This window comes from Thermobispora bispora DSM 43833 (assembly GCF_000092645.1).
GTDB lineage: Bacteria > Actinomycetota > Actinomycetes > Streptosporangiales > Streptosporangiaceae > Thermobispora > Thermobispora bispora.
In genome coordinates this window covers 3,987,149-4,011,305 of sequence record NC_014165.1, presented here as the reverse complement: position 1 = coordinate 4,011,305, position 24,157 = coordinate 3,987,149, and the positions used below count along the sequence as shown (strand labels likewise).

Annotated in this window: 19 protein-coding genes and 1 pseudogene; 14 read left to right on the top strand and 6 right to left on the bottom strand. The window is 71.7% G+C overall.

All coding sequences use genetic code 11. The annotated features are described in order from the left end of the window. Positions 1-136: 136 nt before the first annotated feature. Both TBIS_RS17100 and TBIS_RS17095 read right to left on the bottom strand, forming a co-directional pair. Positions 137-901 (bottom strand): hypothetical protein, encoded by a 765-nt coding sequence (locus TBIS_RS17100; RefSeq protein ID WP_013133655.1) that lies wholly within the window; start codon positions 899-901, stop codon positions 137-139. Further along, positions 891-1,493 carry an RNA polymerase sigma factor gene (locus TBIS_RS17095; RefSeq protein ID WP_241019779.1) on the bottom strand — a complete coding sequence of 201 codons (603 nt, stop codon included), beginning with the start codon at positions 1,491-1,493 and terminating at the stop codon, positions 891-893. The genes TBIS_RS17100 and TBIS_RS17095 overlap by 11 nt, the downstream gene beginning before the upstream one ends. A 224-nt stretch (positions 1,494-1,717) precedes the next feature. Here TBIS_RS17095 and TBIS_RS17090 point away from each other — a divergent pair, with 224 nt between their 5' ends. After that, positions 1,718-2,560, top strand: a complete 843-nt coding sequence (locus tag TBIS_RS17090; RefSeq protein WP_148231559.1) for a lantibiotic immunity ABC transporter MutE/EpiE family permease subunit — start codon at positions 1,718-1,720, stop codon at positions 2,558-2,560. A 1-nt stretch (position 2,561) separates the two neighbouring features. Continuing rightward, on the top strand, positions 2,562-3,272 hold the full coding sequence (locus tag TBIS_RS17085; RefSeq protein WP_013133652.1) for an ABC transporter ATP-binding protein: 711 nt from the start codon (positions 2,562-2,564) through the stop codon (positions 3,270-3,272). A gap of 224 nt (positions 3,273-3,496) precedes the next feature. Here TBIS_RS17085 and TBIS_RS17080 read toward each other — a convergent pair whose 3' ends face one another. The 3 genes and pseudogenes from TBIS_RS17080 to TBIS_RS17075 all read right to left on the bottom strand — a co-directional run bounded on the left by TBIS_RS17080 (position 3,497) and on the right by TBIS_RS17075 (position 6,300). Continuing rightward, a complete protein-coding gene (locus TBIS_RS17080) occupies positions 3,497-4,579 on the bottom strand; it encodes an RtcB family protein (RefSeq protein WP_050760575.1) in 1,083 nt (360 codons plus the stop codon). 50 nt (positions 4,580-4,629) lie between these two features. Continuing rightward, positions 4,630-4,803 (bottom strand): annotated as a pseudogene (locus TBIS_RS20270) (RtcB family protein); the annotation flags it as partial. Between the two features lie 492 nt (positions 4,804-5,295). Beyond that, on the bottom strand, positions 5,296-6,300 hold the full coding sequence (locus TBIS_RS17075; RefSeq protein WP_013133651.1) for an SAM-dependent methyltransferase: 1,005 nt from the start codon (positions 6,298-6,300) through the stop codon (positions 5,296-5,298). A 93-nt stretch (positions 6,301-6,393) separates the two neighbouring features. On the opposite strand from TBIS_RS17075, the gene TBIS_RS17070 reads away from it, so the two are divergent. The 7 genes from TBIS_RS17070 to TBIS_RS17040 all read left to right on the top strand — a co-directional run bounded on the left by TBIS_RS17070 (position 6,394) and on the right by TBIS_RS17040 (position 14,497). Then, positions 6,394-7,284, top strand: a complete 891-nt coding sequence (locus TBIS_RS17070) for a Rossmann-like and DUF2520 domain-containing protein (protein ID WP_013133650.1) — start codon at positions 6,394-6,396, stop codon at positions 7,282-7,284. Then, complete coding sequence (gene panC / locus TBIS_RS17065; protein ID WP_013133649.1) at positions 7,275-8,159, top strand: pantoate--beta-alanine ligase; 885 nt, start codon at positions 7,275-7,277, stop codon at positions 8,157-8,159. Before TBIS_RS17070 ends, panC begins: the two co-directional genes overlap by 10 nt. An 89-nt stretch (positions 8,160-8,248) precedes the next feature. After that, positions 8,249-8,665 (top strand): aspartate 1-decarboxylase, encoded by a 417-nt coding sequence (panD, locus tag TBIS_RS17060; protein WP_013133648.1) that lies wholly within the window; start codon positions 8,249-8,251, stop codon positions 8,663-8,665. Between the two features lie 90 nt (positions 8,666-8,755). Beyond that, positions 8,756-11,299, top strand: a complete 2,544-nt coding sequence (locus tag TBIS_RS17055; RefSeq protein ID WP_013133647.1) for an L-aspartate oxidase — start codon at positions 8,756-8,758, stop codon at positions 11,297-11,299. Between the two features lie 14 nt (positions 11,300-11,313). Then, positions 11,314-12,096, top strand: coding sequence for a type III pantothenate kinase (locus tag TBIS_RS17050; protein WP_013133646.1), 783 nt, complete (start codon positions 11,314-11,316; stop codon positions 12,094-12,096). A 39-nt stretch (positions 12,097-12,135) separates the two neighbouring features. Beyond that, positions 12,136-13,635 carry a bifunctional lysylphosphatidylglycerol synthetase/lysine--tRNA ligase LysX gene (gene lysX / locus TBIS_RS17045; RefSeq protein ID WP_013133645.1) on the top strand — a complete coding sequence of 500 codons (1,500 nt, stop codon included), beginning with the start codon at positions 12,136-12,138 and terminating at the stop codon, positions 13,633-13,635. Between the two features lie 613 nt (positions 13,636-14,248). Beyond that, a complete protein-coding gene (locus TBIS_RS17040) occupies positions 14,249-14,497 on the top strand; it encodes a LuxR C-terminal-related transcriptional regulator (RefSeq protein ID WP_013133644.1) in 249 nt (82 codons plus the stop codon). A gap of 533 nt (positions 14,498-15,030) precedes the next feature. Here the strand turns inward: TBIS_RS17040 and TBIS_RS20135 are convergent. Beyond that, entirely contained in the window at positions 15,031-15,981 is a 951-nt protein-coding gene (locus tag TBIS_RS20135; RefSeq protein ID WP_041431765.1) for a C40 family peptidase, read from the bottom strand. A gap of 612 nt (positions 15,982-16,593) precedes the next feature. Between TBIS_RS20135 and TBIS_RS17030 the strand changes: the two genes are divergently transcribed. The 5 genes from TBIS_RS17030 (at position 16,594) to TBIS_RS17005 (ending at position 24,090) form a co-directional block, all read left to right on the top strand. After that, a complete protein-coding gene (locus tag TBIS_RS17030) occupies positions 16,594-17,163 on the top strand; it encodes an amino-acid N-acetyltransferase (protein WP_013133642.1) in 570 nt (189 codons plus the stop codon). Positions 17,164-17,288: 125 nt separating this feature from the next. Continuing rightward, entirely contained in the window at positions 17,289-18,470 is a 1,182-nt protein-coding gene (locus tag TBIS_RS20130; protein WP_013133641.1) for an RDD family protein, read from the top strand. A gap of 1,210 nt (positions 18,471-19,680) precedes the next feature. Next, positions 19,681-20,016 carry a histone-like nucleoid-structuring protein Lsr2 gene (locus TBIS_RS17015; protein WP_013133640.1) on the top strand — a complete coding sequence of 112 codons (336 nt, stop codon included), beginning with the start codon at positions 19,681-19,683 and terminating at the stop codon, positions 20,014-20,016. Between the two features lie 289 nt (positions 20,017-20,305). Then, positions 20,306-22,810 (top strand): ATP-dependent Clp protease ATP-binding subunit, encoded by a 2,505-nt coding sequence (locus TBIS_RS17010; protein ID WP_013133639.1) that lies wholly within the window; start codon positions 20,306-20,308, stop codon positions 22,808-22,810. Between the two features lie 341 nt (positions 22,811-23,151). Then, positions 23,152-24,090: a sugar phosphate isomerase/epimerase family protein gene (locus TBIS_RS17005; RefSeq protein ID WP_013133638.1), complete on the top strand. Its 939-nt coding sequence runs from the start codon at positions 23,152-23,154 to the stop codon at positions 24,088-24,090. Positions 24,091-24,157 lie beyond the last annotated feature (67 nt).

The following is a 24,157-nucleotide window of genomic DNA, read 5'->3' as shown; positions in this document are numbered from 1 at the left end:
ACCGAACGAACGGGCGACGGTGCTCGAAACGCGCACCCGCACGACGCGAACGGGTGACGCCATACCGGAACGGGGCGACGAGCCGGGCAGCGCGACCGCCCACCGGTCGCCTCGCCCCGGCGGCCGCTCGCCCGGGTCAGGCGCCCACGCCGGACAGCCGCGGCCGACGGGCCAGCCAGACCGCCAGGGCGAGCAGCGCCGCCGCGCACCCGAGCATCCACAGGCTGGTACCGGTCAGTACGGCACCGCCGGGCCCGGGCAGCCAGCCGAACAGCCAGACCGCCGCTCCCGCCATCGTGCCGAACGCGGGGGACCGCCAGATCGCGACGACCACGCCCGCGCTCGACGCCAGCAGGGCACGCCCGAGCCAGCCGGTGACGACCGTGACCAGCCCGGTCGCCGCGCCCACCGCCACGAGGACGCCCGAGGCCACCAGCGCGAGCACGAGGTCGATCCCGAGCACGAGCGCGAGCCTGGTGGCGAACGCCGTGGCGGGCGAGACCGGCATCGCCGACAGCAGCTCCAGGCGCGGATCGGACCGGTGCGAGCACGCCGTCACCGCGCCGAGCAGCAGCACGATCGTGACCACCGCGCTGAACAGCTGCACGACCGCCCCCGGGGTCGGCGCGAGGCGGGCGAGCAGCACCGCCGCGGCGAGGCCCGCCGCGGTCAGCGGGCCGAGGGACCGGGGCATGAGCCGCGCCTGCGCCACCACGAGCCCGGCCGCCAGCCGCAAGGACGCCCGGAACGAAGGGCGGGGCGCGGACCGTGCGCGGCCCGCGGCGATCTCCGGCAGCCCGCCCAGCAGCTCGTCGTAGGACGGCACCACGACCGGCCCGAGCAGTCGCTCGTCGGCCTCCCGGACCGCGGCTCTCAGGGCGTCCTGCGCTTCATCGTTCACCAGTCCGCCCCCCTTTCTGTTCGGTCACCTTTGTCAGTGTCGCCGCGAGAAGCCGGCGGGCCGTCCACATGCGGCTCTTGACCGTGCCGGGCGGGACACCGAGTATCGCAGCCACCTCGGGATACGGCAGGTCCTCCGCGAGCACGAGCACGAGCACCTCACGCAGGTGCTCGGGCAGTTCGAGCACGGCGGCCACGAGCTCCCGGCGTTCGGCCCGGGCCAGCACCTGGTCCTCGAGCGCGGGCTCCGCGGCGGGCAGCTCCACGGCGTCGTCCAGCTCCACTTGGGCCGGCTCGGTCCGCCGCAGGCGGTTGTGCGCCTGCCGCCGGGCCACCCCGAGCAGCCAGGCCCGCACCGGAGCCTCGCCCCGATAGGCGCCCGCGGAGCGCCACACCGCCAGCCAGGACTCCTGGAGGATCTCCTCCGCTACCTCACGTCGCGCGGTGAGCCGCCGGATGAGGCGCAGCATGCTGCCGGCGTGCCGCTCGTAGAGCACGCGCAGCGCCGCCTCCTCGCCGGCCGCCACACGCCGCAGGAGGGCGGCGTCCTCGGACGCCTCCGTGGCGAGCTCCGGTTCACGCAACTGCCGCACACGTTCGTACGTAGCGCCGCCCGCCGGTCCGGTTCGCAGGAATCTGCGGAGTGACGGCACGTGCGCGCTCCGTTCTGGACGTCTGTCAGCGCTGCCTTAGATCGGAAGGGACGCTACCGCGGCTCGCCGCCGCGCAGCGCGTGCTTCGCCGTACCGGCCCGCGCCGAACGGCCGCGAACCACCCACTCCCCGCCCGCTACGTACGGCGCGAGGGAGTGATGAGCATGAACGATCCAAGCGCGGCCGGCGTCCCGCTCGGCAGCCCCGCCCATGAACGAGCGGCGCGGCCCGTCGCCGAGCCGACCGACAACCCGTCGATGGCGACCCTGGTCGCCACGGAACTGATCAGGATTCGCACCGGCTTCCTCGCCTGGTACACGGCGCTGGCGCCGGTCGTGATAGCGATCCCGCTCTACCTCGGGTCGCTCTTCTCCCCGGAGGGCCGGTCCGGCCGCGTCTGGGACACCTTCAGCAACGTGACCCTGGAGTTCTGGGGCGTGCTGGTCCCGATGACCGCCGGGCTCACCGCGGCGCTCGCGGTCCGGGCCGACACCGAGCCCTGGCGCTTCCTGCTGTCGTACGCGATCCCCCGGTGGCGCTACTTCGCCGCGAAGGTCGCCGCGCTCGCCGTCGCGCAGCTGGTCTCGGCGACGATCCTGGTCGTGATGCTCGCCGGGGGCGCGCTGCTCACCGGGCAGCTCGCCGAGGCCGTCCCGATGATCCTCGGCAGCGCCTACCTGTCGTGGGCGGCCGGGCTCGCGGCGACCGCGATCGCCGTCCTCGTCAGCACGGTCTGGGGCCTCGGCCCGGGCGTCGCCTGGGGCGTGGCCGGGATGCTGGCCGGGGCGCTCATCGCCGACAAGTCGTTCTGGTACGCCCTGCCGCCCGCGTGGCCGATGCGCGTCATCCTCCCGCTCGCCGAGATCCAGCCCAACGGCCTGCCGCTGCCCGCGGACAGCCCGCTGCGCGACATGTCGGTCATCCCGCCGGCCCTCGTGCTGTCGGCCGTGGTGACGATCGTGGCGCTGCTCATCGGCGGCCGGCACATGGCGCGGAAGGAGGTCTGAGGTGGCGGCGCTGGAGATGAGGGACCTGCACAAGCACTACGGCGACTTCCACGCGCTCGACGGCGCGAACCTCACCGTGCCGGAGGGCTCCCTGTACGGCCTGCTCGGCCCGAACGGCGCGGGCAAGACCACCCTGATGAAGATCGTCGCCGGGCTGCGGCGTGCGACCTCGGGCCGCATCAGCCTGTTCGGCCGGCCGCACGACCGGCGGCTGCTCACCCGGGTCGGGGCGCTGCTGGAGTCGCCCGGCCTGTGGCCCCACCTCGACGGGGTCACCCATCTGCGCATCCACGCCCGGCTGCGCGGGGTGCCGCAGACCCGGATCGACGAGGTGCTGGGGCTGGTGAAGCTCACCGAGGTGCGCACCCGCAAGGTCGCGAAGTACTCCCTCGGCATGCGGTGGCGGCTCGGCATCGCCATCGCGCTGCTCGGCCGCCCCCGGCTGGTCGTGCTCGACGAGCCGATGAACGGGCTCGACCCGGTCGGCATCCGGGACATGCGGGCGACGCTGCGGTCACTGGCCGAGGCCGGCACCACCGTCATGGTCTCCAGCCACCAGCTGGCGGAGATCGCGCAGATCTGCGATCACGTCGGCGTGCTGGTGGCCGGGCGGACCGCGTACGAGGGCGCGCTGCACGGCCTCGCCGTCGACGGCGACCTCGAAGCGGGCTTCTTCCGCCTGCTCGAGAAGGCGGGTTCCGCGGTGCGCTGACCAGACACCCGGCCACCGCCGCTACGCCTCCCGTCGAGCGGGGGTGACCCCACCCGGCGAAGCGAGCCCGCACGGCTCCGACGAGCGGCGCGGGTGGCCGGCATCAGCGCCCCCGGAGCGCCCGGCCGAACCGGCGGGCTCCGCTCCGGGGTCACCGATCCCTCAGTCGCGGCCCGGTCCGGCGGCCCTGCGCCACCCGAAGCATCGGGCGGCCATGCCGCCGCTCACCCCTTCACCGTCAGCAGCGGGCGGAGCTCCACGACCGGCTCGGCGACACCGGCCCGGCGCAGGCTGGAGACGACCGGCCCGATGTCCTTGTACGCCCAGGGCGCCTCCTGCTTGAGGTCGCGCCGCCAGGCGGCCATCACATCGGAGCGCCGGGCGACGGCCGGGTCCTTGTGATCCAGCGGGGTCACCACCCGGAACTCGCGCAGGAACGCGTCGAGCTCGGCGTCGCCGCCCCGGATCGCCGTGCCGCGCCGGATGCGCCGCCCGGCGCCGTGGCAGGCGCTGCCCAGCGCCCGCTCGCTGCCGTGACCGCGCAGCAGGTAGCTCGACGCCCCCATCGACCCAGGCACGATGACCGGTTCGCCCCACATCGCGTACGGCCCGCCGGCCATCTCGGCGTACCCACCGGCGGGCGTGGCCCCTTTCCGGTGCACGACGCGGCCGTCGCCCATCCGCCACAGCAGGTTGTGCGGCGCGTCGTACACCAGCCCGGCCGCCAGGCCGCCGCGGGGCTCCCCGCACACGTCCGCCAGCCCAGTCCGCAACATGAGCGCCAGGAAGAACCGGTTGCCGACCGCGAAGTTCGCCGCGTTGCCGAGCACGTTGAGGTACCGCCGGCAGGCCGCGGCCCACCGCTCGTCCAGCAACATCGGGAAGATCTTGTTCTCGGGCTCGGGCAGCCCGCGCGGCCACATCCGCCTGGCCAGCTCCAGCCCGGTGCCGTTCGCCTGGTGCCCCAGCGACAACGAGCCGCTGTGCACCATCGTGACCACCTGCCCGAGCCGCAGCCCCCACGCGTACGCGGCCTGCCGATCGTGCACCGCCGCGACGTACTGCACCTCGGCGAAGTGATTGCCCCCGCCCACACTGCCGATGACGCCGTCGTGGCTGGTCCCGCCCGCACTGTCGATCCAGCCCCGGAACTCCTCGGCCGTCGCCGTCGGATACACCGCCTGGTGCACCCGCCCGGCGTCGGCGTCCTCCGGCCGCAGCATCGCCCAGACGCCGTCCTGACCGGACGCCCGCGGCACCGAGAGCAGCCCCGGCAGGCCGTCCCGCAGCAGCGCCTCCCGCTGCACCCCGGACAGCGCGTCCGCCGCCCGCCCTCGAAGAACAGGTGCCGCAGCCGGCGCTCCAGCACGTCGAGCCGGGGCCGCACCTGGTCGACGGTGTACGGCGTCGCCTCCAGCCGCATGCCGCAGTTGACGTCGTTGCCGACCGCCTGCGGGATCAGCGCGCCGCGGGTGCGCAGCACGGTGCCGATCGGGATGCCCGCGCCCTTGTGAAAGTCGGGGGTGAGCACCACCCGGTCGATCTCCGCCTCGGTACGGCAGGCCGTGCCCAGCCGTTCCAGTGTGTCGGCCGTCCGCAGCACATCGAGGATCTCGTCGACGGCGGCGGGCTCGATGGGCACGTCCGGACCCGCACAGATCTCGACCGGAACGCCCCACGGGTTGGGCAGTCGAAGCCACGCGTCATCGACACGGACGAGACGCGGATCATGGTGGATCGTCGCGGCATCACGCCGCTTGGAACCGGCCAAAGAAACCTTCCTGTCGGCTGCTGGGATCAGGGGCACGATGCGATGGCCATCCGTTCGGAAGGCGGATGGCGTGGAGCCGCCCGGCAAGTGGCCGGGGGCGAACTCCCCGAGGTTCAGCAGCCGCGGGACGGCCCCACCATAGCGGCAAGAACCCCGCCGGCCCAACGCATTTACGACCCCACGATGATCTCCACGCTCGCCCGGATCGCGGACGACGGCGACCGGCCGGCCGGGGCCGCGGCCCAGGGGAGCTCACACCTCGACGGATCCGCGACCGCGCGGAGCCGGCCGGAGGCCCCGCGACTGGGTGAGCCAGGTGAACCCGCCGAGGCCGCCCGGGTCGAGCAGCTCGGCCTCCTCCGTGGCCCGGCCGAGCGCCCGCACGTACCCGCGGGGGTCGCGGCGGGCCAGCTCCAGCGGCGGCCGGGCCCCGCGGAGGCCCAGCGCGCGCAGCGCCTCCCGCTGCGTGGTGAGCCGGGTGGCCGTGGCGCCCGCGCGCTCGCCCGCGGCCGCGCAGGCGTCGAGCGCCACGTGGGCGGTGATGTCGCACGACCCGTCGGGGACCGGCGGGACCGGGGCGCCGCCGCGGTGGCCGGCGAGGGTGCCGAAGGGCGGCCGGTCCCCCGCCCGGTGCGCGTAGTCGATCGCGACCGCGGTGCCGCGCGACAGCCGTACGATCACCGAGGCCCAGGCCTCGTCGCGCGGCCGCCCGACCTCGGCGCGGTGCCCGGGCTCCTCCAGGGGCCACCAGCGCGCCAGCCAGGCGAGGTCCTCCGGGCTCGGGGGCGGGCCGAGCCGTTCCTCGCCGGTCTCCGGGTCGACCAGCACCAGGCGCGGCCCGGAGGCGGTCTGCTCGACCACGTCGACCGGGACGTTGTCGAGCCACTCGTTCGCGATCACGAGCCCGGTGATCCGGCCGGGGAGCTCGGCCGCCCAGGTGATCCGGGGGTCGAGGCCGGCGGGCCGGGGCGCGAGGTCGACCGCGGTGATCCGCAGGCGCGCGGCGAGCCGGGGCGGCGCGCCGCGGAGCACGAGAGCGGGCAGCTTGCCGTCGCCGCTGCCGACGTCCACCAGGTCGAAGGCGTCCGGGTGCCCGAGCTCCTCGTCCACCCGTTCGGCGAGGCGGATCACCGCGTCCGCGAACGCCGGGGACGCCCCCACCGAGGTGCGGAAGTGCCGCGCCGGGCGTTCCCGCAGGTAGAAGCCGCCGGGGCCGTAGAGCGCCCGCTCCATCGCGGCGCGCCAGGTGAGCCACACGTCCGTTCACGGTACCGGCGGAGGGACGGGCGGGCGCGCCGGACCCCGGGAGGAGCGGCCCGGCCGGGGCTACGCTGATCCGAGGGAGGCGCGATGGACACATGCGATCGCCCGGCACGGCTCGCCGTGGGCGTGATCGGCGCGGGCCGGGTGGGCTCCGTCCTGGGGGCGGCGCTCAAGGCGGCCGGGCACCGGCTGGTGGCGGCGAGCGGGGTCTCCGAGGAGTCCCGGCGCCGGGCGCTCGAGCGCCTCGGCGTGGAGCCGAGCCGGCCGGAGGAGGTGGTCCAACGGTCCGAGCTCGTGCTCTGCACGGTGCCCGACGACGCCCTCCCCGGGCTGGTCGCCGGGCTCGTCGCCACCGGCACCGAGGTGCGCGGCAAGATCTTCGTCCACGCGAGCGGCGCGTACGGCCTCGCCGTCCTCGACCCGGCCACCCGGGCGGGGGCGCTCCCGCTCGCGCTCCACCCGGTGATGACGTTCACCGGCCGGGACGACGACCTGACCAAGCTCGACGGGTGCCCGTTCGGGGTGACCGCGCCCGACGCGCTGCGCCCCATCGCCGAGGCCCTGGTGATCGAGATGGGCGGCGAGCCGGTCTGGATCGCCGAGCAGGACCGGGTGCTCTACCACACCGCGCTGGCGAACGCGGCGAACCACCTGGTGACGCTGGTCGCGGAGTCCGAGCAGCTGCTGGCGGGGATCGGCGTCGAGGATCCGGGGCGGATGCTCGGCCCGCTGCTCAACGCCGCCCTCGACAACGCGCTCCGCCTCGGCATCAACGGGCTCACCGGGCCGGTCGTGCGGGGCGACGCCGGCACGGTCCGCAAGCACGTCCAGGCGCTGATCTCCGCGGCCCCCGAGGCGGCCGAGGCCTACGTGGCCCTCGCTAGGCTCACCGCGGATCGGGCGCTCGCCGCCGGGTTGCTCAAGCCGGAGGCGGCCGAGCGGCTTCTGGACGCGCTGGGAGGCAACATATGGATGTGATCGTCGCCCGCACCCGGGACGAGCTCGCCGAGGCCCGGGCCCGGCTCGGCCTCACCGCCGGCGGGGCAGGCGCCGCCGGGCGCCGGTCGCTGGCCCTGGTGCCGACCATGGGGGCGCTGCACGAAGGCCACCGGTCGCTGATGCGGATCGCCAGGGAGCGCGCCGAGCACGTGGCCGTGAGCATCTTCGTCAACCCGCTGCAGTTCGGCCCGAACGAGGACTACGACCGCTACCCGCGCACGTTCGACGCGGACCTCGAGGTCTGCGCCGCCGAGGGCGTGAGCATCGTGTTCGCGCCGAGCGTCGAGGAGATGTACCCGCCGGGCCGGCAGGTCTCGGTGTCCGCGGGGCGGATGGGCTCGATCGTCGAGGGGGAGTTCCGGCCCGGCCACTTCGACGGCGTGCTCACGGTCGTGCTGAAGCTCTTCAACCTGGTCCGGCCGGACATCGCCGTGTTCGGCCAGAAGGACGCCCAGCAGCTCGCGCTGATCCGCCGCATGGTCGCGGACCTCGACGTCGGGATCGAGATCGTCGCCGGGCCGACGGTGCGCGAGCCCGACGGGCTCGCCCTCTCCAGCCGCAACCGCTACCTCTCCCCGGAGGAGCGGACCACCGCGCTCGCCCTCTCCCGCGCGCTCTTCGCCGGGGCGCGGCACCGCACGCCCAAGGAGATCCTCGGCGCGGCCCGCGCCGTGCTCGACGAGGCGGCCCAGGCCGATCCGCCGCTCGTCCTCGACTACCTCGTGCTCGTCGACCCCGCCACGTTCACCGAGGTCTCCGAGGAGCACCGGGGCGAGGCCGTGCTCGCCGTCGCCGCCCGCGTAGGGACCACCCGGCTCATCGACAACGTGGTGCTCACGCTCACCGGGCCGTGACCCGGCCGCGGCCGATACCCTGAGGGCCGGGACAGTGCCGGCGCGCACGCCCGTACGGGATCGGCGCGACCAGGGAAGGCGAGGACTTCATGCTCAGGACGATGCTCACGGCCAAGATCCACCGTGCCGTCGTCACCCAGGCCGACCTGCACTACGTGGGATCGCTGACGATCGACGAGGACCTGATGGACGCCGCCGGCATCCTCGCCGGGGAGCAGGTCCACGTGGTGGACATCGACAACGGCGCCCGGCTGGTGACCTACGCGATCCCCGGGGAGCGCGGCTCGGGGGTGATCGGGGTCAACGGCGCGGCCGCGCGGCTCATCCACCCGGGCGACCTGGTGATCATCCTGACCTACGGCCAGATGGACGAGGCCGAGGCGCGCGACTTCCGGCCGCGGATCGTGCACGTCGACCGCGCCAACCGCATCGTCGCGCTGGGCGGCGACCCGGCCGAGCCCGTCCCCGGCGGCGGGGAGCTCCGCGGGGATGTCACCACCGGGTGAGCCGGTGACCGGCCCGCCGCGTTATCGTCATGGTGACGAAAGTTATCGTCACCATGACGAAATCAGGTCGCGGTACGAGGAGACGAGCCCATGAGCCCCGCCGCCATCCCCAGACGGCTGCTCGCGCCCGAGCCGGGCTGGACGGCCGACGCCGACGTGGTCGTCGTCGGGTCGGGGATCGCCGGACTGACCGTGGCGCTCCGCTTCACCGAGCTGCGGCCCGGCGGGCGGGTGCTCGTGGTCACCAAGGACGTGCTGTCCGCCGGGTCCACCCGCTGGGCCCAGGGCGGGATCGCCGCCGCCCTCGACCCGGACGACAGCCCCGCCGAGCACATGCGGGACACCCTGATCGCCGGGGTCGGCCTCTGCGACGAGGAGGCGGTGCGCGTCCTGGTGACCGAGGGGCCCGGCGCGGTGCGCCGGCTCATGGCCCGCGGGGCCGAGTTCGACCGGGACCCGTCGGGCCGGCTCCAGCTCACCCGCGAGGGCGGCCATCGCCGTGACCGGATCGCGCACGCCGGCGGGGACGCCACCGGCACCGAGATCCAGCGGGCGCTCGTCGCCGCGGTCCGCGCGGAGCCCCGGATCGAGGTGATCGAGCACGCGCTCGCCCTCGACCTGCTCCTCGACGCGCGCGGCGCCGCCTGCGGGGTGACCCTGCACGTCATGGGCGAGGGCGCCCGGGACGGCGTCGGGGCGGTGCGCGCCGGTGCCGTGGTGCTCGCGAGCGGCGGCATGGGCCAGGTGTACGCGGCCACCACGAACCCCGTGGTCTCCACCGGAGACGGGATCGCGCTCGCGCTGCGCGCCGGCGCGGTGGTCCGGGACCTGGAGTTCGTCCAGTTCCACCCCACGGTGCTCTGGCTCGGCCCGCGGGCGACTGGCCAGCAGCCGCTGATCTCCGAGGCGGTGCGCGGCGAGGGCGCGGTGCTCATCGACGCCTCGGGGGAGCGGTTCATGCCGGGCGTGCACGAGCTCGCCGAGCTCGCGCCGCGCGACGTGGTGGCCAAGGCGATCATGCGCCGGATGCGGGAGACCGGGACGGACCACGTCTACCTCGACGCCCGCCACTTCGGGGAGGCCAAGTGGCGGGCCCGGTTCCCCACGATCCTCGAGGTCTGCCGGTCGCACGGCATCGACCCGGTCACCGAGCCCATCCCGGTCGCGCCCGCCGCGCACTACGCCAGCGGCGGCGTCCGCACCGACCTGTACGGCCGGACCAGCGTGCCGAACCTCTACGCCTGCGGCGAGGTGGCGTGCACCGGGGTGCACGGGGCCAACCGGCTCGCCTCCAACTCGCTGCTCGAAGGGCTGGTGTTCGGCGAGCGGATCGCGGCCGACCTCGCCGGGCGCGACCTCACCCCGGGTGAGCCCGCGCCCGACGACCGGCCCGCCGGCCTGGTCGACCCGCGGGTCCGGCTCAAGATCCAGGGCCACATGAGCCGCGGGGCCGGCGTGCTGCGCAGCGACCGCAGCCTGGCCGAGGTCGCCCGGGCCCTCACCGACGCGCGGTGGACCCCGATCGCGGTCGAGCCGTGCACCGAGGCCTGGGAGGCGACGAACCTGCTCACCGTCGCCTCGGCGCTGGTCGCGGCGGCCGCGGAGCGCAAGGAGACCCGCGGCTCGCACTGGCGCGAGGACCACCCGGAGCGCGACGACGACCGCTGGCTCGTCCACCTCGACATCCGTCTCACCGCGGAGGGACTCGTCATGCAGCACACGCCCCACCGGTCGCGGACGGAGCCCGGCCGGCTGCCGGCGGCGCTGGCGGCCGAGCTCGCCGGGCTCGGCATCGACCCGGACGGCCTGCTCCGGCTGATCCGCACCGCGCTGGACGAGGATCTGGCCGGCGGGCAGGACGTGACCTCGGCGGCCACCATCCCCGCCGGGCAGCGGGCCGTGGCCGACCTGGTGGCGCGCAAAGAGGGCGTGATCGCCGGCCTTCCGGTGACCGAGGCGGTCTTCCGCCAGGCCGGGCCGGAGATCGAGGTGGAGCGGCACGCCAAGGACGGGGAGCCGGCCCGGCCGGGGGACGTGCTGATGACCGTGCGCGGGCCGACGGCCACCCTGCTCACCCTGGAGCGGACCGCGCTCAACTTCCTCACCCACCTCTCCGGCGTGGCCACGCTCACCCGCCGCTGGGTGGACGCGGTCGCCGGCACCAAGGCCCGCATCCGGGACAGCCGCAAGACGCTCCCCGGGCTGCGCGCGCTGGAGAAGTACGCGGTGCGCTGCGGCGGCGGGGTGAACCACCGCATGGGGCTTCACGACGCGGCGCTGATCAAAGACAATCACATCGTCGCGGCCGGGGGCGTCGCCGAGGCGTTCCGCGCGGTGCGGGAGGCCTTCCCCGGCCTGCCGATCGAGGTCGAGGTGGACTCCCTCGACCAGATCGAGCCGGCACTGGCCGCGGGGGCGGAAGAGATCCTGCTCGATAATTTCTCGGTGGAACGGCTCGCGGAAGCCGTACGACTGGTTCGCGGGAGGGCACGGTTAGAGGCGAGCGGAGGCCTGACCCTCGAAAGCGCCCGGGCGGTGGCGGAGACCGGGGTCGACTACCTGGCGGTCGGGGCGCTCACCCATTCGGCGCCGGCGCTCGACATCGGCATGGATCTTCGGGGGGCGGCCGGGTGATGGATAATCGGGGAATGCTGCTCACCATCGACGTCAGCAACACCCACACGATGCTGGGTCTGTTCGAGGGTGACGAGATCATCGAGCACTGGCGGATCGCCACCGACTCCCGCCGTACGGCCGACGAGCTGGCCGTGGTGCTCCAGGGGTTGCTCGATCAGTCGCCGATCCTGAAGACCACCGACATCAGCGGGATCGCGATCTGCTCCACCGTGCCGGCGGTGCTCAACGAGATGCGGGAGATGTCCCGGCGCTACTACGGGGACGTCCCCACGGTGATCGTGGAGCCCGGGGTGCGGACCGGCGTCCCCGTCCGGATGGACAACCCCAAAGAGGTGGGCAGCGACCGGATCGTGAACGCGCTCGCCGCCTTCAACCTGTACGGCGGGCCGTGCGTGGTGGTCGACTTCGGCACCGCGACCTCGTTCGACGCGGTCTCGGCAAGGGGCGAGTACATCGGCGCGGTGACCGCCCCCGGCGTGGAGATCTCGGTCGACGCGCTCGCCATGGCGGGCGCGCAGCTCCACAAGGTCGAGCTGATCCGGCCGCGCCAGGTGATCGCGAAGAACGCGGTCGAGGCGCTCCAGTCCGGCATCATCTACGGTTTCGCCGGCCTGGTCGACGGCATCGTGGAGCGGATGACCGCGGAGCTGGCGGACGACCCCAACGACGTCACCGTCGTGGCCACCGGGACCGGCGCGCCGTTCGTGATCGACGAGGCCCGGACCATCGACCGCCACGAACCGTGGCTCACCCTGATCGGTCTGCGCCTCGTATACCTGCGCAACACCACCTGAGGCCGATTCCGGTCGCGCGAAGTCGCTAACCTGTACGGCGTGACCGAAGACCTGACCAATCGCGACAACCTGCCGGAGCAGATGCGGGTGCGCCGGGAGAAGCTGGCCCGGCTGCGCGCCGAGGGCATCGATCCTTACCCGGTGAATTTCCCGCGTACCGCCACCCTCGCGGAGGTTCGGGAGAAATACGGTCACCTGGAGCCCGGTGCGTACACCGGTGTGCGCGTGGGCGTCACGGGCCGGGTCATGCTCTCCCGGATCGGCGGCAAGCTGTGCTTCGCGACGATCCGGGACGGCACCGGGTCCCTGCAGGTCATGCTGTCCCTCGACCGGCTGGGCGAGGAGTCGCTCGCCGCGTGGAAGCGCGACGTCGACCTCGGTGATCACATCGGGGTGGAGGGCGAGGTCGTCACCTCCCGGCGCGGTGAGCTCTCGGTCATGGCCGAGCGCTGGCAGATCACGTCCAAGTGCCTGCGGCCGCTGCCGGAGAAGCACATCGGCCTCACCGACCCGGAGGCGCGGGTCCGCCGCCGCTACGTCGACCTGATCGTCAACGACGAGGCCCGGAAGATGGCGTACATCCGCAGCGCCACGGTCCGGGCGGTGCGCGACTTCTGGCACAACGAGGGGTACCTCGAGGTCGAGACGCCGATGCTGCAGCCGATCCACGGCGGCGCGGCGGCCCGGCCGTTCAAGACCCACATCAACGCCTACGACATGGACCTCTACCTCCGGATCGCGATCGAGCTGTACCTCAAGCGGCTCGTGGTCGGAGGCATCGAGAAGGTCTTCGAGGTCAACCGGAACTTCCGGAACGAGGGTGCCGACGCCACGCACAACCCCGAGTTCACCATGCTCGAGGCGTACGGCACCTACCTCGACTACAACGACATGGCCGTGCTGACCCAGCGCATGTACCAGCACGCCGTGCAGGCCGCGCTCGGCACGACCGTCGTCGTGCACAAGGGGCAGGAGGTCGACCTCGGGCAGAAGGAGTGGCCGAAGATCACCCTGTACGGCTCGGTGTCCGAGGCGCTGGGCGAGGAGGTCACGCCCGAGACCCCGCTCGAGGAGGTCCGCAAGCACGCCGACAAGGTGGGGCTGCGCTGGGACCCGAAGTGGGGCCCGGGGAAGCTGGTCCAGGAGCTGTTCGAGGAGCTGGTCGAGCCCACGCTGATCCAGCCGACGTTCGTCTACGACTACCCGCTGGAGACCTCGCCGCTCACCCGGCAGCACCGGGACAACCCGCTGCTCACCGAGAAGTGGGACCTGATCGGGTTCGGCACCGAGCTCGGCACCGCCTACTCGGAGCTGATCGACCCGATCGAGCAGCGCCGCCGGCTCACCGAGCAGTCGCTGCTCGCGGCCGGTGGGGACCCGGAGGCGATGCAGCTCGACGAGGACTTCCTCGAGGCGCTCGAGTACGGCATGCCGCCGACGGGCGGGGTCGGGGTCGGCATCGACCGCATGATCATGGCCTTCACCGGCAAGAACATCCGGGAGACCATCCTCTTCCCGCTGGTCAAGCCCACGAGCTGAGACTGAGACGCGGCGCCGGCGGCCGCCAGGGGACCGCGGCCGCCCGCTCGATCCCCGTCGAGGGACCGGATCACCGGAACGTCGAGGGACCGGATCACCGGAACGATTCGCGCCGTCGCCCGGGCCGGGCCGCCGGCCCGGGACCGCGTGGTCATCGCCCCTGCTCCGGATGACCTTTATCGGTATCCGGCACGCCCGAAACCTGCCGGCCGGGGTTTCCTGCCGTGCCGTACCGCCGGGAACGGGCGGCGAGCCCGGGGCCGGGCACGCCCCGGTGCGCCATCCCGGCCGTCCCGTGTGCGGGCGGGCGCCGGCGAACGCCCTCGGTGCGCACGGGTTCAGCACGCCATTCCGGACGAGAAGCGCCGGAGATTGCGCGGATCGCACAAAGCCGCCCAAGGGTTGTTTTGTGTGATTGATCTTGATCGACCCGGCGAGACCTGGGGATTTATGGCCGAGCCGTGCCATCTATATCGGACGGTGATGAAGCCAAAGAATGTGCGGACGCCCCGGTCTTGTGATTTCATTCACTCTTGACGCCTTTCATGTGAAGTGTTTATTTACCCCTTGAAATAGCACTGGATCAATATCGTCGTGGGGGAGGGGCAGGACGATGAAGGTCCCCGACGTCGTCTCCAAAGATGGCGACTTCGCCGAGGACATCGAACGTGTCGGCCTCACCGATGACGAGCTGCTGATCCTCTCGCAGCTGGCCCAGGGCAACACCGCGGACCGGGTCGGGCGCAGCCTCGACGTGAGCGGCCGGACGGTGCGGCGGCGGCTGCGCGCCATCTGCGATCGGATCGGCGTGTCCACGGCGATCGAGGCGGTGGCCTGGGCGGCCCGCCGCCGGCTGATCTGAGGCCTTCCCCCGTCCCCCCCGGGCCTGGGCTCAGCCGCGACGGTCCGGAATCCCGCCGAGGAACGGTGACCTGTTCCCCGAGCCCGGGCTCAGCCGGCCGCGCCGGGATGCCCGCCGCCGGCGCGGCGTCATGACCTCGTCGGGCGCGCCGCCACATCCGGGCGCCGCCCCGGAGCCCGTCGTTCCGGCCGGGCGGCCCGGTTCCGGCCGGTGCTCTTGATCCGCCCGAGCGGAGCCGGATCGGCCCGTGGAGCGGCGTTCACCGGCGGCAGGCGTCAGCCGGGTGCGCCGGCGTACCGCGCTCCGGCACCACCGGACGGGCGCCGGGACCATGGGCCGGAGCCGGGTTCCGTGCCGCGGCGCAGAAGAAGTTCCGTACCGCGGCGCAGAAAAAAAGGCCGGTCCCGTGCGGGACCGGCGGATTTCTCATCTGCTCGCGGTCGTGGCGTCACCGGCCGCCCGGCCACGGAAGCGGCCGTCCGCATGGCCGCGGGAGCGGCCGGGCCACGCGGAGGTTCGCGGGCGGGCGCCGCTCAGTCGGCGATCCGCACCGCCCCGGCGTACGGCCGGCCGGAGATCTTGGCGATGCGCACCACGTCGCCGGTGCGCGGCGCGTGGATCATGTAGCCGCCGCCGATGTAGATGCCGACGTGGTGCAGGTCGTTGTAGAAGAAGACCAGGTCACCGGGGCGCAGCTGGTCCCGGGAGATGTGGGTGCCCGCCCGCCACAGGTCGCCGGTGTAGTGCGGCAGGCTGATGCCCACCCGCTGGTAGGCCGCCATCACCAGGCCGGAGCAGTCGTAGCCGTGCGGGCCCGCGCCGCCCCAGATGTACGGCTTGAGCTGCTGGGTGAGCGCCCACCGGGCCGCCTCGGCCGCCTTGCCCTTCCCGATGATGGGGAACCACATCTTCTTGGCCGGGCCGTCGATGCTGATGGCCACCCGGCGGTAGAGGTCGCTCTCGGCCTTCTTGACCAGCTTCTGGATCTTGACGCGGCGCGCCTCGAGGCTCTTGAGCAGCTTCTCCACCTCGGCCTGGCGGGCGTTCGCCGCCTCCTTGGCGCGCTGGGCGGCCTTCATGGCCGCGGCGACGGCCGCCACCTCCTGGCTCTGCTGCATCTCCAGCGCGTACGTGGTGGCCGCCTGGTTGAGGTACGACTTGGGATCGGTGCCGTCGATGAGGGCGAGGGCGGTGCCGAGACCGCCGGTCATGTACGAGTTCTGCGCCAGGGCGCTCGCCTTCTTCCGGCGCTCGGCGAGCTCGGCCTGGGCCTTGGCGAGGTTCTGTTTCGCGATCTTCGCGGCGCGTTGGGCGGTGGCGAGGCGGACCCGCTCGCCGTTGTACTGCTCGGTGAGTATCTCGATCTCGTTATGGAGGCGTTCGACCTCGGCGGCGAGTTTCTTGAGGTCGGGCCTCGGCTCGGCCATCGCTCCGACGGGGGCGCCGAGCACGAGTAACGCGGTGGTGATGCCGAGTAAGGCCAACCGGCGGAAGATTCCAGGTCTGCCGGAAGCGGATTTCCGGCCTCGGGCATCGTCGCCCGTGGGCCGTCCTCCACGCATGCGCACCAAGCTCCTCTCCTCCGCGTGCCGTACGTGGCGGACACCCCGGCCTGCTGCGGCTCCGGGTCATGTCCTACGGCACTCCAGGACGCCTGCCGGTTCGCGACGGGTTCGGGCCCGGAGCCGCACCTGTTCCGATCCACCGTGCACCGAGCCGAGCGCGGCCCGCCCGGGCCGTTCACTCGCTCCGCGGGTCGGCTCTCCGGCCCTCTCCGCACCGGATGCGGCGAAGACTCGGCGGCCCGGCCGGCATGAACCGGCCGGTATCTCCGCTGGACACTAGTGCACCACTGGGCACTGGCTCAACTGGAACACCGTATCTCATCTAGCTTTCACAACCGAACGATCACGGTTGGGTCACGATCTTCGTGATCTTCAGCCCCGATGAGCTCTGAAGATTCGCCTTTGTTATTAATCGGGCCTAATAACATCTGATTTGTAACGATCATCGGAGCAGCCGGCCCGCCGCGTGCCACCCGCCGCTGCCGCCGTACCGGCCCGGTGCCCGGCGGGGGCGGATTAGGCTGACGAACCATGGAGCAGGCCGCGCAGCAGACGTCCGCGAAAGCCAGGCCTGAGGAAATGCCGGAAGTGATCGTGCGCCGGGCCCGGACGCCGGATGTCCGCGCGATCCGCCGTCTCGTCGATCTGTACTCCGGGCCCGGTCCGCGCCTGCTGAAGAAGAGCACGGTCACGCTCTATGAAGACGTGCAGGAGTTCTGGGTCGCCGAGGTCGCGGGCGAGGTCGTGGGATGCGGCGCGCTGCACGTGCTCTGGGAGGACCTCGCCGAGATCCGCACGGTCGCCGTCGACCCGGCCATGCAGGGCAGGGGCATCGGGCACCGCATCGTCAGCGCGCTCATCGAGACCGCCCGGGAGCTCGGCGTAGAGCGGGTTTTCTGTCTCACCTTCGCGGTCGACTTCTTCGCCAAGCACGGCTTCCGGCCGATCCAGGGCACGCCGGTATCTCCCGAGGTCTATGCCGAGCTGCTCGCCTCGTATGACGAAGGCGTCGCCGAGTTTCTTGATCTCGAACACGTGAAGCCCAACACCTTGGGCAACACGCGAATGCTGCTATACCTCAATGGGGATTCGGAGTCCTGACCGCAAACCGGATCCTTGGTAACTTCTGTGTCTGATGTGACTATTGTGGCCCGTGTCGCTACTTTGGCTAGGGTGCAACTCGCGTGCCATATGCCGCGCATGCCGGAGTGAAACGAGGTGACACGGTGAGCACCGGACAGCCGCCGTACCCGCGCGACGATTCCGACGGCAATCCACCGCCGCCCTCGGATCGCGGGCCCAACGCGGACGCTTCCGAAAGAGCCTTCGACCCCGACGCGACGATCGTGCAGAAACCGCACTCGGGGCAGGCGCCGGATTTCGTTCCGCCTCAGACCCCCATCCCCGGCGGTTACGGCGGCCACGGCGGCACGGCTCCCTACGGGCAGCAGCCGGGCTGGCCTCCGGGCTACGGCCAGCCGGGCCAGCCGTACGGGCAGCAGCCGTACGGGGCACAGCCCTACCCGGGGGGTCACGGTCAGGGGCAGTACGGCGCCGCGGCACAGCCGTACGGTGCCGGAGGGCCGCAGTACGACCCAGCGCAGCAGCAGTACGGCCCGCAGGGTGAGCAGTACGCGCAGGGCGCGTACGGCCCGCAGCCCGGGTACGGGCAGCAGCCCGCCTACGACCCGCAGCAGTACGCCCAGCAGTACGGTCAGCAGGGCTACGCCCAGTACGGCTACGGTCAGCCGGCGTACGGGCAGCAGCCCGGCTACGACCAGCAGCAGTACGCCCAGCAGGGCTACGACCAGCAGCAGCCGTACGCCGCTTATAGTCAGCAGCCCGCCTACGCGCAGCCGGGGTACGGCCAGCCGTACCCGGGGGCGGGGACACCGCCGCCCGGGGTGCCCGCCCCGCTCGCCGAGTGGTGGCGCCGCCTGCTCGCCAGGTTCATCGACGGCCTGATCTTCCTGGTCCCGGTATTGATCATCAATTCGGTGATCAAAGATGCCCTGGTCGAGATCCGCATCGACTGGCAGACCGGTCGGGTCGAGGCCGAGAACTTCTACCTCGCGCAGGCGCTGGTCAACGTCGCGGTCGGCGTGATCCTCGTCGCCTACGAGTACCTGATGCTGAGCAGCCGGGGCCAGACCGTCGGGAAGATGGCGCTGCGCATCCGGGTGGCGCAGCTCAACGGCCACCCGCAGGGCGGCCTCGGGACGGACGTGGTGCTCAAGCGCACCCTGGTCTACATAGGCGCCGTGTTCTTCACCTGGATCCCGTATCTCGGCCTGGCGTTCTTCGCGTTCGCACTGGTCAACTACCTCTGGCTGACCTGGGACCGGCCGTACCACCAGACGCTGCACGACAAAGTGGCCCGGACGGTGGTGGTCAGGGCCGAGGGTTAGCGGTGTGGAAGCGGGGCCGGTGGTGCATGGATCACGGTCCCGCTTTTTCAATGCCCCGGTGATCGCGTAAGCGGGAAAAATCCGGAAGCGACGGTACCACCCCGGACCGGGCGGGACGCCGGGGCACGGCCGCGGCCGAATGTCCCCCGCCGGCGGCAATCGCCCGCGCCAATCCTTATGGAGCGCGGGCCGTGCGGGATAACTTCCGCCCCATATGGCCGCCGGGCTCGCCAATGGAAGCGGCTTCCCGGCGGCCGCTCCGGCGCAAAGGGAACCGCAACGTCATCCGTGCATCTTCTGGATCGTTTACCCCGCCACCGTCGGCGATCTTCCTGGTCATGCCGGGGCGATTCGCACATGGGTAAACGCCCCGCCCGGTGAGATCTGCGGGGCCTTTCCCGGCTTTCCCGGCCGGTCCCGATGGTGAGCCGTGCATATCCGCCACGGTCTCGGGCAAGGGGGCGACCCCGCCTGCCTGCGGGCTTATGAAGATCTCCTTGTCCGGGCCGGAGGAAGGATGCGGATTGCGCTCACCCGGTGAAGGGTCCTTATGCTTTCCCGGAGGCGGCCGGCGGTAACCGGGTTTCCGGCCCCACGCCCGCCCTGGCCGCGTGATCGGATTTCCCGCCAGCCCGGACACGCCGTCTGACCTGCGGCTTCGCCGCCCGCCCCGGGTCAGGCGCCCGCCCCCCGTCCGGGGCCGTCCCCCGTACCGGACGCCGAAAGAGCACGGTGATTGCCACCGGCGACCCCGGTACTCGGCATTATGGGTACGATTTCAAGCACATCCGGTAAGACGGCTGTACAGAAGGGGATTACCATTGTGTACTGGGATCGCCCTGGAGATCCGGGCGGTCGCCAGCGACGCTAACGCCGGACCAGGGGCGCGCTGGCCGGGAAGGCGGCGGATCCCCTTGCCCCTCCTGGGAAATACCTCCGACCTGGATAAGGTGTGCCGGGCCGGACGGCGGGACAGAATGTCAGGGGTAATGGTGATGGCGCCCCTTCTCCGATCATCGCCGAGAGGGGCCCATGAGAGATCGTTAAGTCGGCACGTTCCGAGAGCGGCGGCATGCGATCAGTGACGGGACCCACACCGAGAAGTCGCCCGGCCGAGGAGCGCGGACAATCCCTTCGGTGAATTGTCAGTCGGCGTAACCGGGTATATGTTTGGCTGAAGAATCTAACTTAGGGGCGAAAGGATTGCCGGATGGCCAAGCATACGCAGGTGATTCTCATCGACGATCTCGATGGCAGCGAGGCCAGTCAGACGGTCACCTTCGCGCTTGACGGCACGACATATGAGATTGATCTGAGCGACGAAAACGCCAAGAAGCTGCGTGACGCGCTGCAGCCGTTCGTCAAATGCGCGCGGCGCGCGGACACCGGTCAGAGCCGTCGCCGGCGTTCCAGCCAGCGGTCGAGCACTTTGAGCCGGGAGAAGAGCGCCGAGATCCGGGCCTGGGCGAAGGCGCACGGGCACCGGGTGAGCGACCGTGGCCGTATATCCCGGGAGATCCTGGAGGCTTATGAGGCGGCGCACTGAGCGCGCGCCGATCATCACCCGTTGATCGTGCGGTTATGCCGGCCGTCGGCCACTCCGGCTCCTCGACGGCCGGGATAGCCGCACGATCGCGTTCGCGCTCCCGTAAAACCTCGTTCGCTGGCGGCGTACGGGGAACATGTCGGGCGCCGTAGAAGGTTGGATAGAGCGTGAACGCCCTGCTCTCGGGGAACCCCTCATAGATAGGAGCGGTCGCTGGGTCGGGGCTACCATGCGGAACGACGAGGCGGATCCTCCGCACTCGCCTGACCGCGCTGTGAGGAGCGACGAGATGTTCGAGAGGTTCACCGACCGTGCGCGGCGGGTTGTCGTCCTGGCCCAGGAAGAGGCCCGGATGCTCAACCACAACTACATCGGCACTGAGCACATTCTTCTTGGTTTGATACACGAGGGCGAGGGGGTCGCCGCCAAGGCCCTGGAAAGCCTCGGTATCAGCCTTGAGGGTGTGCGCCAGCAGGTCGAGGAGATCATCGGCCAGGGCCAGTCGGCGCCTTCGGGACACATCCCGTTCACTCCGCGTGCCAAGAAGGTCCTTGAGCTGTCGCTCCGTGAGGCCCTGCAGCTCGGTCACAACTACATCGGCACGGAGCACATCCTGCTGGGCCTGATCCGCGAGGGTGAGGGCGTCGCCGCCCAGGTGCTGGTGAAGCTGGGCGCCGACCTCAACCGGGTGCGCCAGCAGGTGATCCAGCTCCTCCACGGCTACCAGGGCAAGGAGCCGGCGGCCGCGGGCGCCACGCAGGAGTCCACGCCGTCGACGTCGCTGGTGCTCGACCAGTTCGGCCGCAACCTGACCCAGGCCGCGCGGGAGGGCAAGCTCGACCCGGTCATCGGCCGGGAGAAGGAGATCGAGCGGGTGATGCAGGTCCTCTCCCGCCGGACCAAGAACAACCCGGTCCTGGTCGGGGAGCCCGGCGTCGGCAAGACCGCGGTCGTGGAGGGCCTGGCTCAGAAGATCGTCAAGGGCGAGGTGCCCGAGACGCTCAAGGACAAGCAGCTTTACACCCTCGACCTCGGTGCGCTGGTCGCCGGTTCGCGGTACCGCGGTGACTTCGAGGAGCGCCTGCGCAAGGTGCTGAAGGAGATCCGTACCCGCGGCGACATCATCCTGTTCATCGACGAGCTGCACACGCTCGTCGGCGCCGGCGCGGCCGAGGGGGCGATCGACGCGGCGAGCATCCTCAAGCCGATGCTGGCCCGTGGCGAGCTGCAGACGATCGGTGCGACGACCCTCGACGAGTACCGCAAGCACCTGGAGAAGGACGCCGCGCTCGAGCGGAGGTTCCAGCCGATTCAGGTCGCGGAGCCGAGCATCGCGCACACGATCGAGATCCTCAAGGGCCTGCGGGACCGCTACGAGGCGCACCACCGGGTCTCCATCACCGACGGCGCGCTGGTCGCCGCGGCCACGCTGGCCGACCGCTACATCAGCGACCGGTACCTGCCGGACAAGGCGATCGACCTCATCGACGAGGCCGGGTCCCGCATGCGGATCCGCCGCATGACCGCCCCGCCGGACCTGCGGGAGTACGACGAGCAGATCGCCAAGATCCGGCGCGAGAAGGAGTCCGCGATCGACGCGCAGGACTTCGAGCGCGCCGCGGCCCTCCGCGACCAGGAGAAGCAGCTCCAGCTCAAGCGGGAGCGCCGCGAGAAGGAGTGGAAGGCCGGCGACATGGACCACGTGGCCGAGGTCACGGAGGAGCTCATCGCCGAGGTCCTCGCCACGGCCACCGGCATCCCGGTGTTCAAGCTCACCGAGGAGGAGTCGCAGCGGCTGCTCCGCATGGAGGAGGAGCTGCACAAGCGGATCATCGGCCAGGACGACGCGATCAAGGCGCTGTCGCGGGCGATCCGCCGTACCCGGGCCGGTCTGAAGGACCCGCGGCGGCCCGGCGGCTCGTTCATCTTCGCCGGACCGTCCGGTGTCGGTAAGACGGAGCTGTCCAAGGCGCTCGCCGAGTTCCTGTTCGGGGACGAGGACGCGCTGATCATGCTGGACATGTCCGAGTACATGGAGAAGCACACCGTCTCGCGGCTGTTCGGCTCTCCGCCCGGCTACGTCGGGTACGAGGAGGGCGGTCAGCTGACCGAGAAGGTGCGGCGCAAGCCCTTCTCCGTGGTCCTCTTCGACGAGATCGAGAAGGCCCACCCGGACATCTTCAACTCGCTCCTGCAGATCCTGGAGGACGGCCGTCTGACCGACGCCCAGGGCCGGGTCGTGGACTTCAAGAACACGGTCATCATCATGACCACCAACCTCGGTACCCGGGACATCTCCAAGGGCATCGGGGTCGGCTTCGCGAAGTCCGACGACACCGAGACGACCTACGACCGGATGAAGGCGAAGGTCCAGGAGGAGCTCAAGCAGCACTTCCGGCCGGAGTTCCTCAACCGGGTCGACGACATCGTGGTCTTCCACCAGCTCACGCAGAAGGAGATCATCCAGATCGTCGACCTGATGATCGCCCGGGTGGACGAGCGGCTGAAGGACCGCGACATGGGCCTGGTGCTCACCGACGCCGCGAAGAAGCTGCTCGCGGAGCGCGGCTACGACCCGGTCATGGGCGCCCGGCCGCTGCGCCGGACGATCCAGCGGGAGATCGAGGACACGCTGTCGGAGAAGATCCTCTACGGCGAGCTCCGTCCGGGCCACATCGTGAAGGTCGACGTCGAGGGCGAGGGCGAGAACGCGAAGTTCGTCTTCACCGGCGAGCCCAAGCCCCCGGAGGTTCTGGACTCGGCGGCCTCGATCGCCGCATCCGTGCAGCGCTGACCTGAGCTGAACCAACGACGCCCGAGGGGCGCCCCCGACCGTCGGGAGGCGCCCCTCGACGTTTTCACAGCCCGGTTGACCAGGACATTTTTGCGCCACGACTTGTAGTACTACACTTCGTAGAGACTTGCTCGCGTGGCATGACGGAGTGCCACGCTCCGGACGCGACAGGCGTCCCCTCCCGGCGGTCCGGCGACGGCCCGCCCGGGACGGGCGCGCCGGCCCGAGCCCCGGCGGCGAGGGCCGGTCGAGCCGGGCTGATGGCCGGACCGGTGCCGCGCGGGTCGGGAGGAGAGCGTGAGCGGCGGGGTCCGCGAGCGCACGACGCTGGGAGGCACCAGATGCGCCTGTTGCACCACAACGGGACGCTCGTTCACTTGGCGTACAACGCAGGGGTCCACCCCGCTGAGGACCTCGAGAACCTGATCGCTCACCTCACCCGCTACGCGGTGCCGGTGCGCAAGAAGCTGGGCGTCGAGCGGCTGGGCATCTGCCTGTGGCTCGCCCCCGCCGTGGCCGACCACCTGATCTCCGACCGCATCGAGCTGGTCCGCCTGCGCCGGGCGCTCGACGAGCGCGGGCTCGAGGTGGTCAGCCTCAACGGCACGGGCGGCGGCAAGCGCCAGGAGTCCCCCGGCCCGGACTGGGCCAAGCCCGAGCGCTACCGGTACACGATGGCGCTCGCCAAGATCCTCGCGTTCCTGCTGCCGGAGGACGTCCAGGTCGGCAGCGTCTCCACCATCCCCATCGGCTGGTGCCGGGACTGGCCGGTCGAGCTGCACGCGATCGCGATGCGCCGGATCGAACGGCTCGCGCGGGAGCTGCGCGGCCTCTACGGCGTCACCGGGAAGATCATCCGGGTCGGCTTCGAGCCCGCCCCGGGCTGCGTGCTCGAGACCACCGAGCAGGCGGTGGAGAGCGTCGGCGGCATCGATTCGGAGCACCTCGGCGTCTGCCTCGACGTCTGCCACCTCTCCAGCGGAACGGAGGAGCGGGACGCCGCGCTCCGCGGCATCGCCCTCGCCCGCACCCCGGTGGTGAAGATCGGCCGGGTGCACGACCACGGCAGCGGCATCCCCAGCACCCAGCCGGTCATCCAGGAGACCCTCAACGCGGTGCTGTCCGGCGCGGTGGGCGGCCCGGCCCATGTGGAGGTCGAGGCGCACGAGGCCATGACGCCCAAGGCCAAGGGCCCGTCCGCGCTGGTGAACCGGCTCGCCGCCGAGCTCGACTGGACCCGACGCAACCTCACCGCGATGGGCCTCCGGCTCGCCGCCTGAGCCGCTCGCCGATCGATCCCGGCTCGCACTCCGGCGAGCCGGGGCGGCGAGGCGAGCCGCCGAGCCG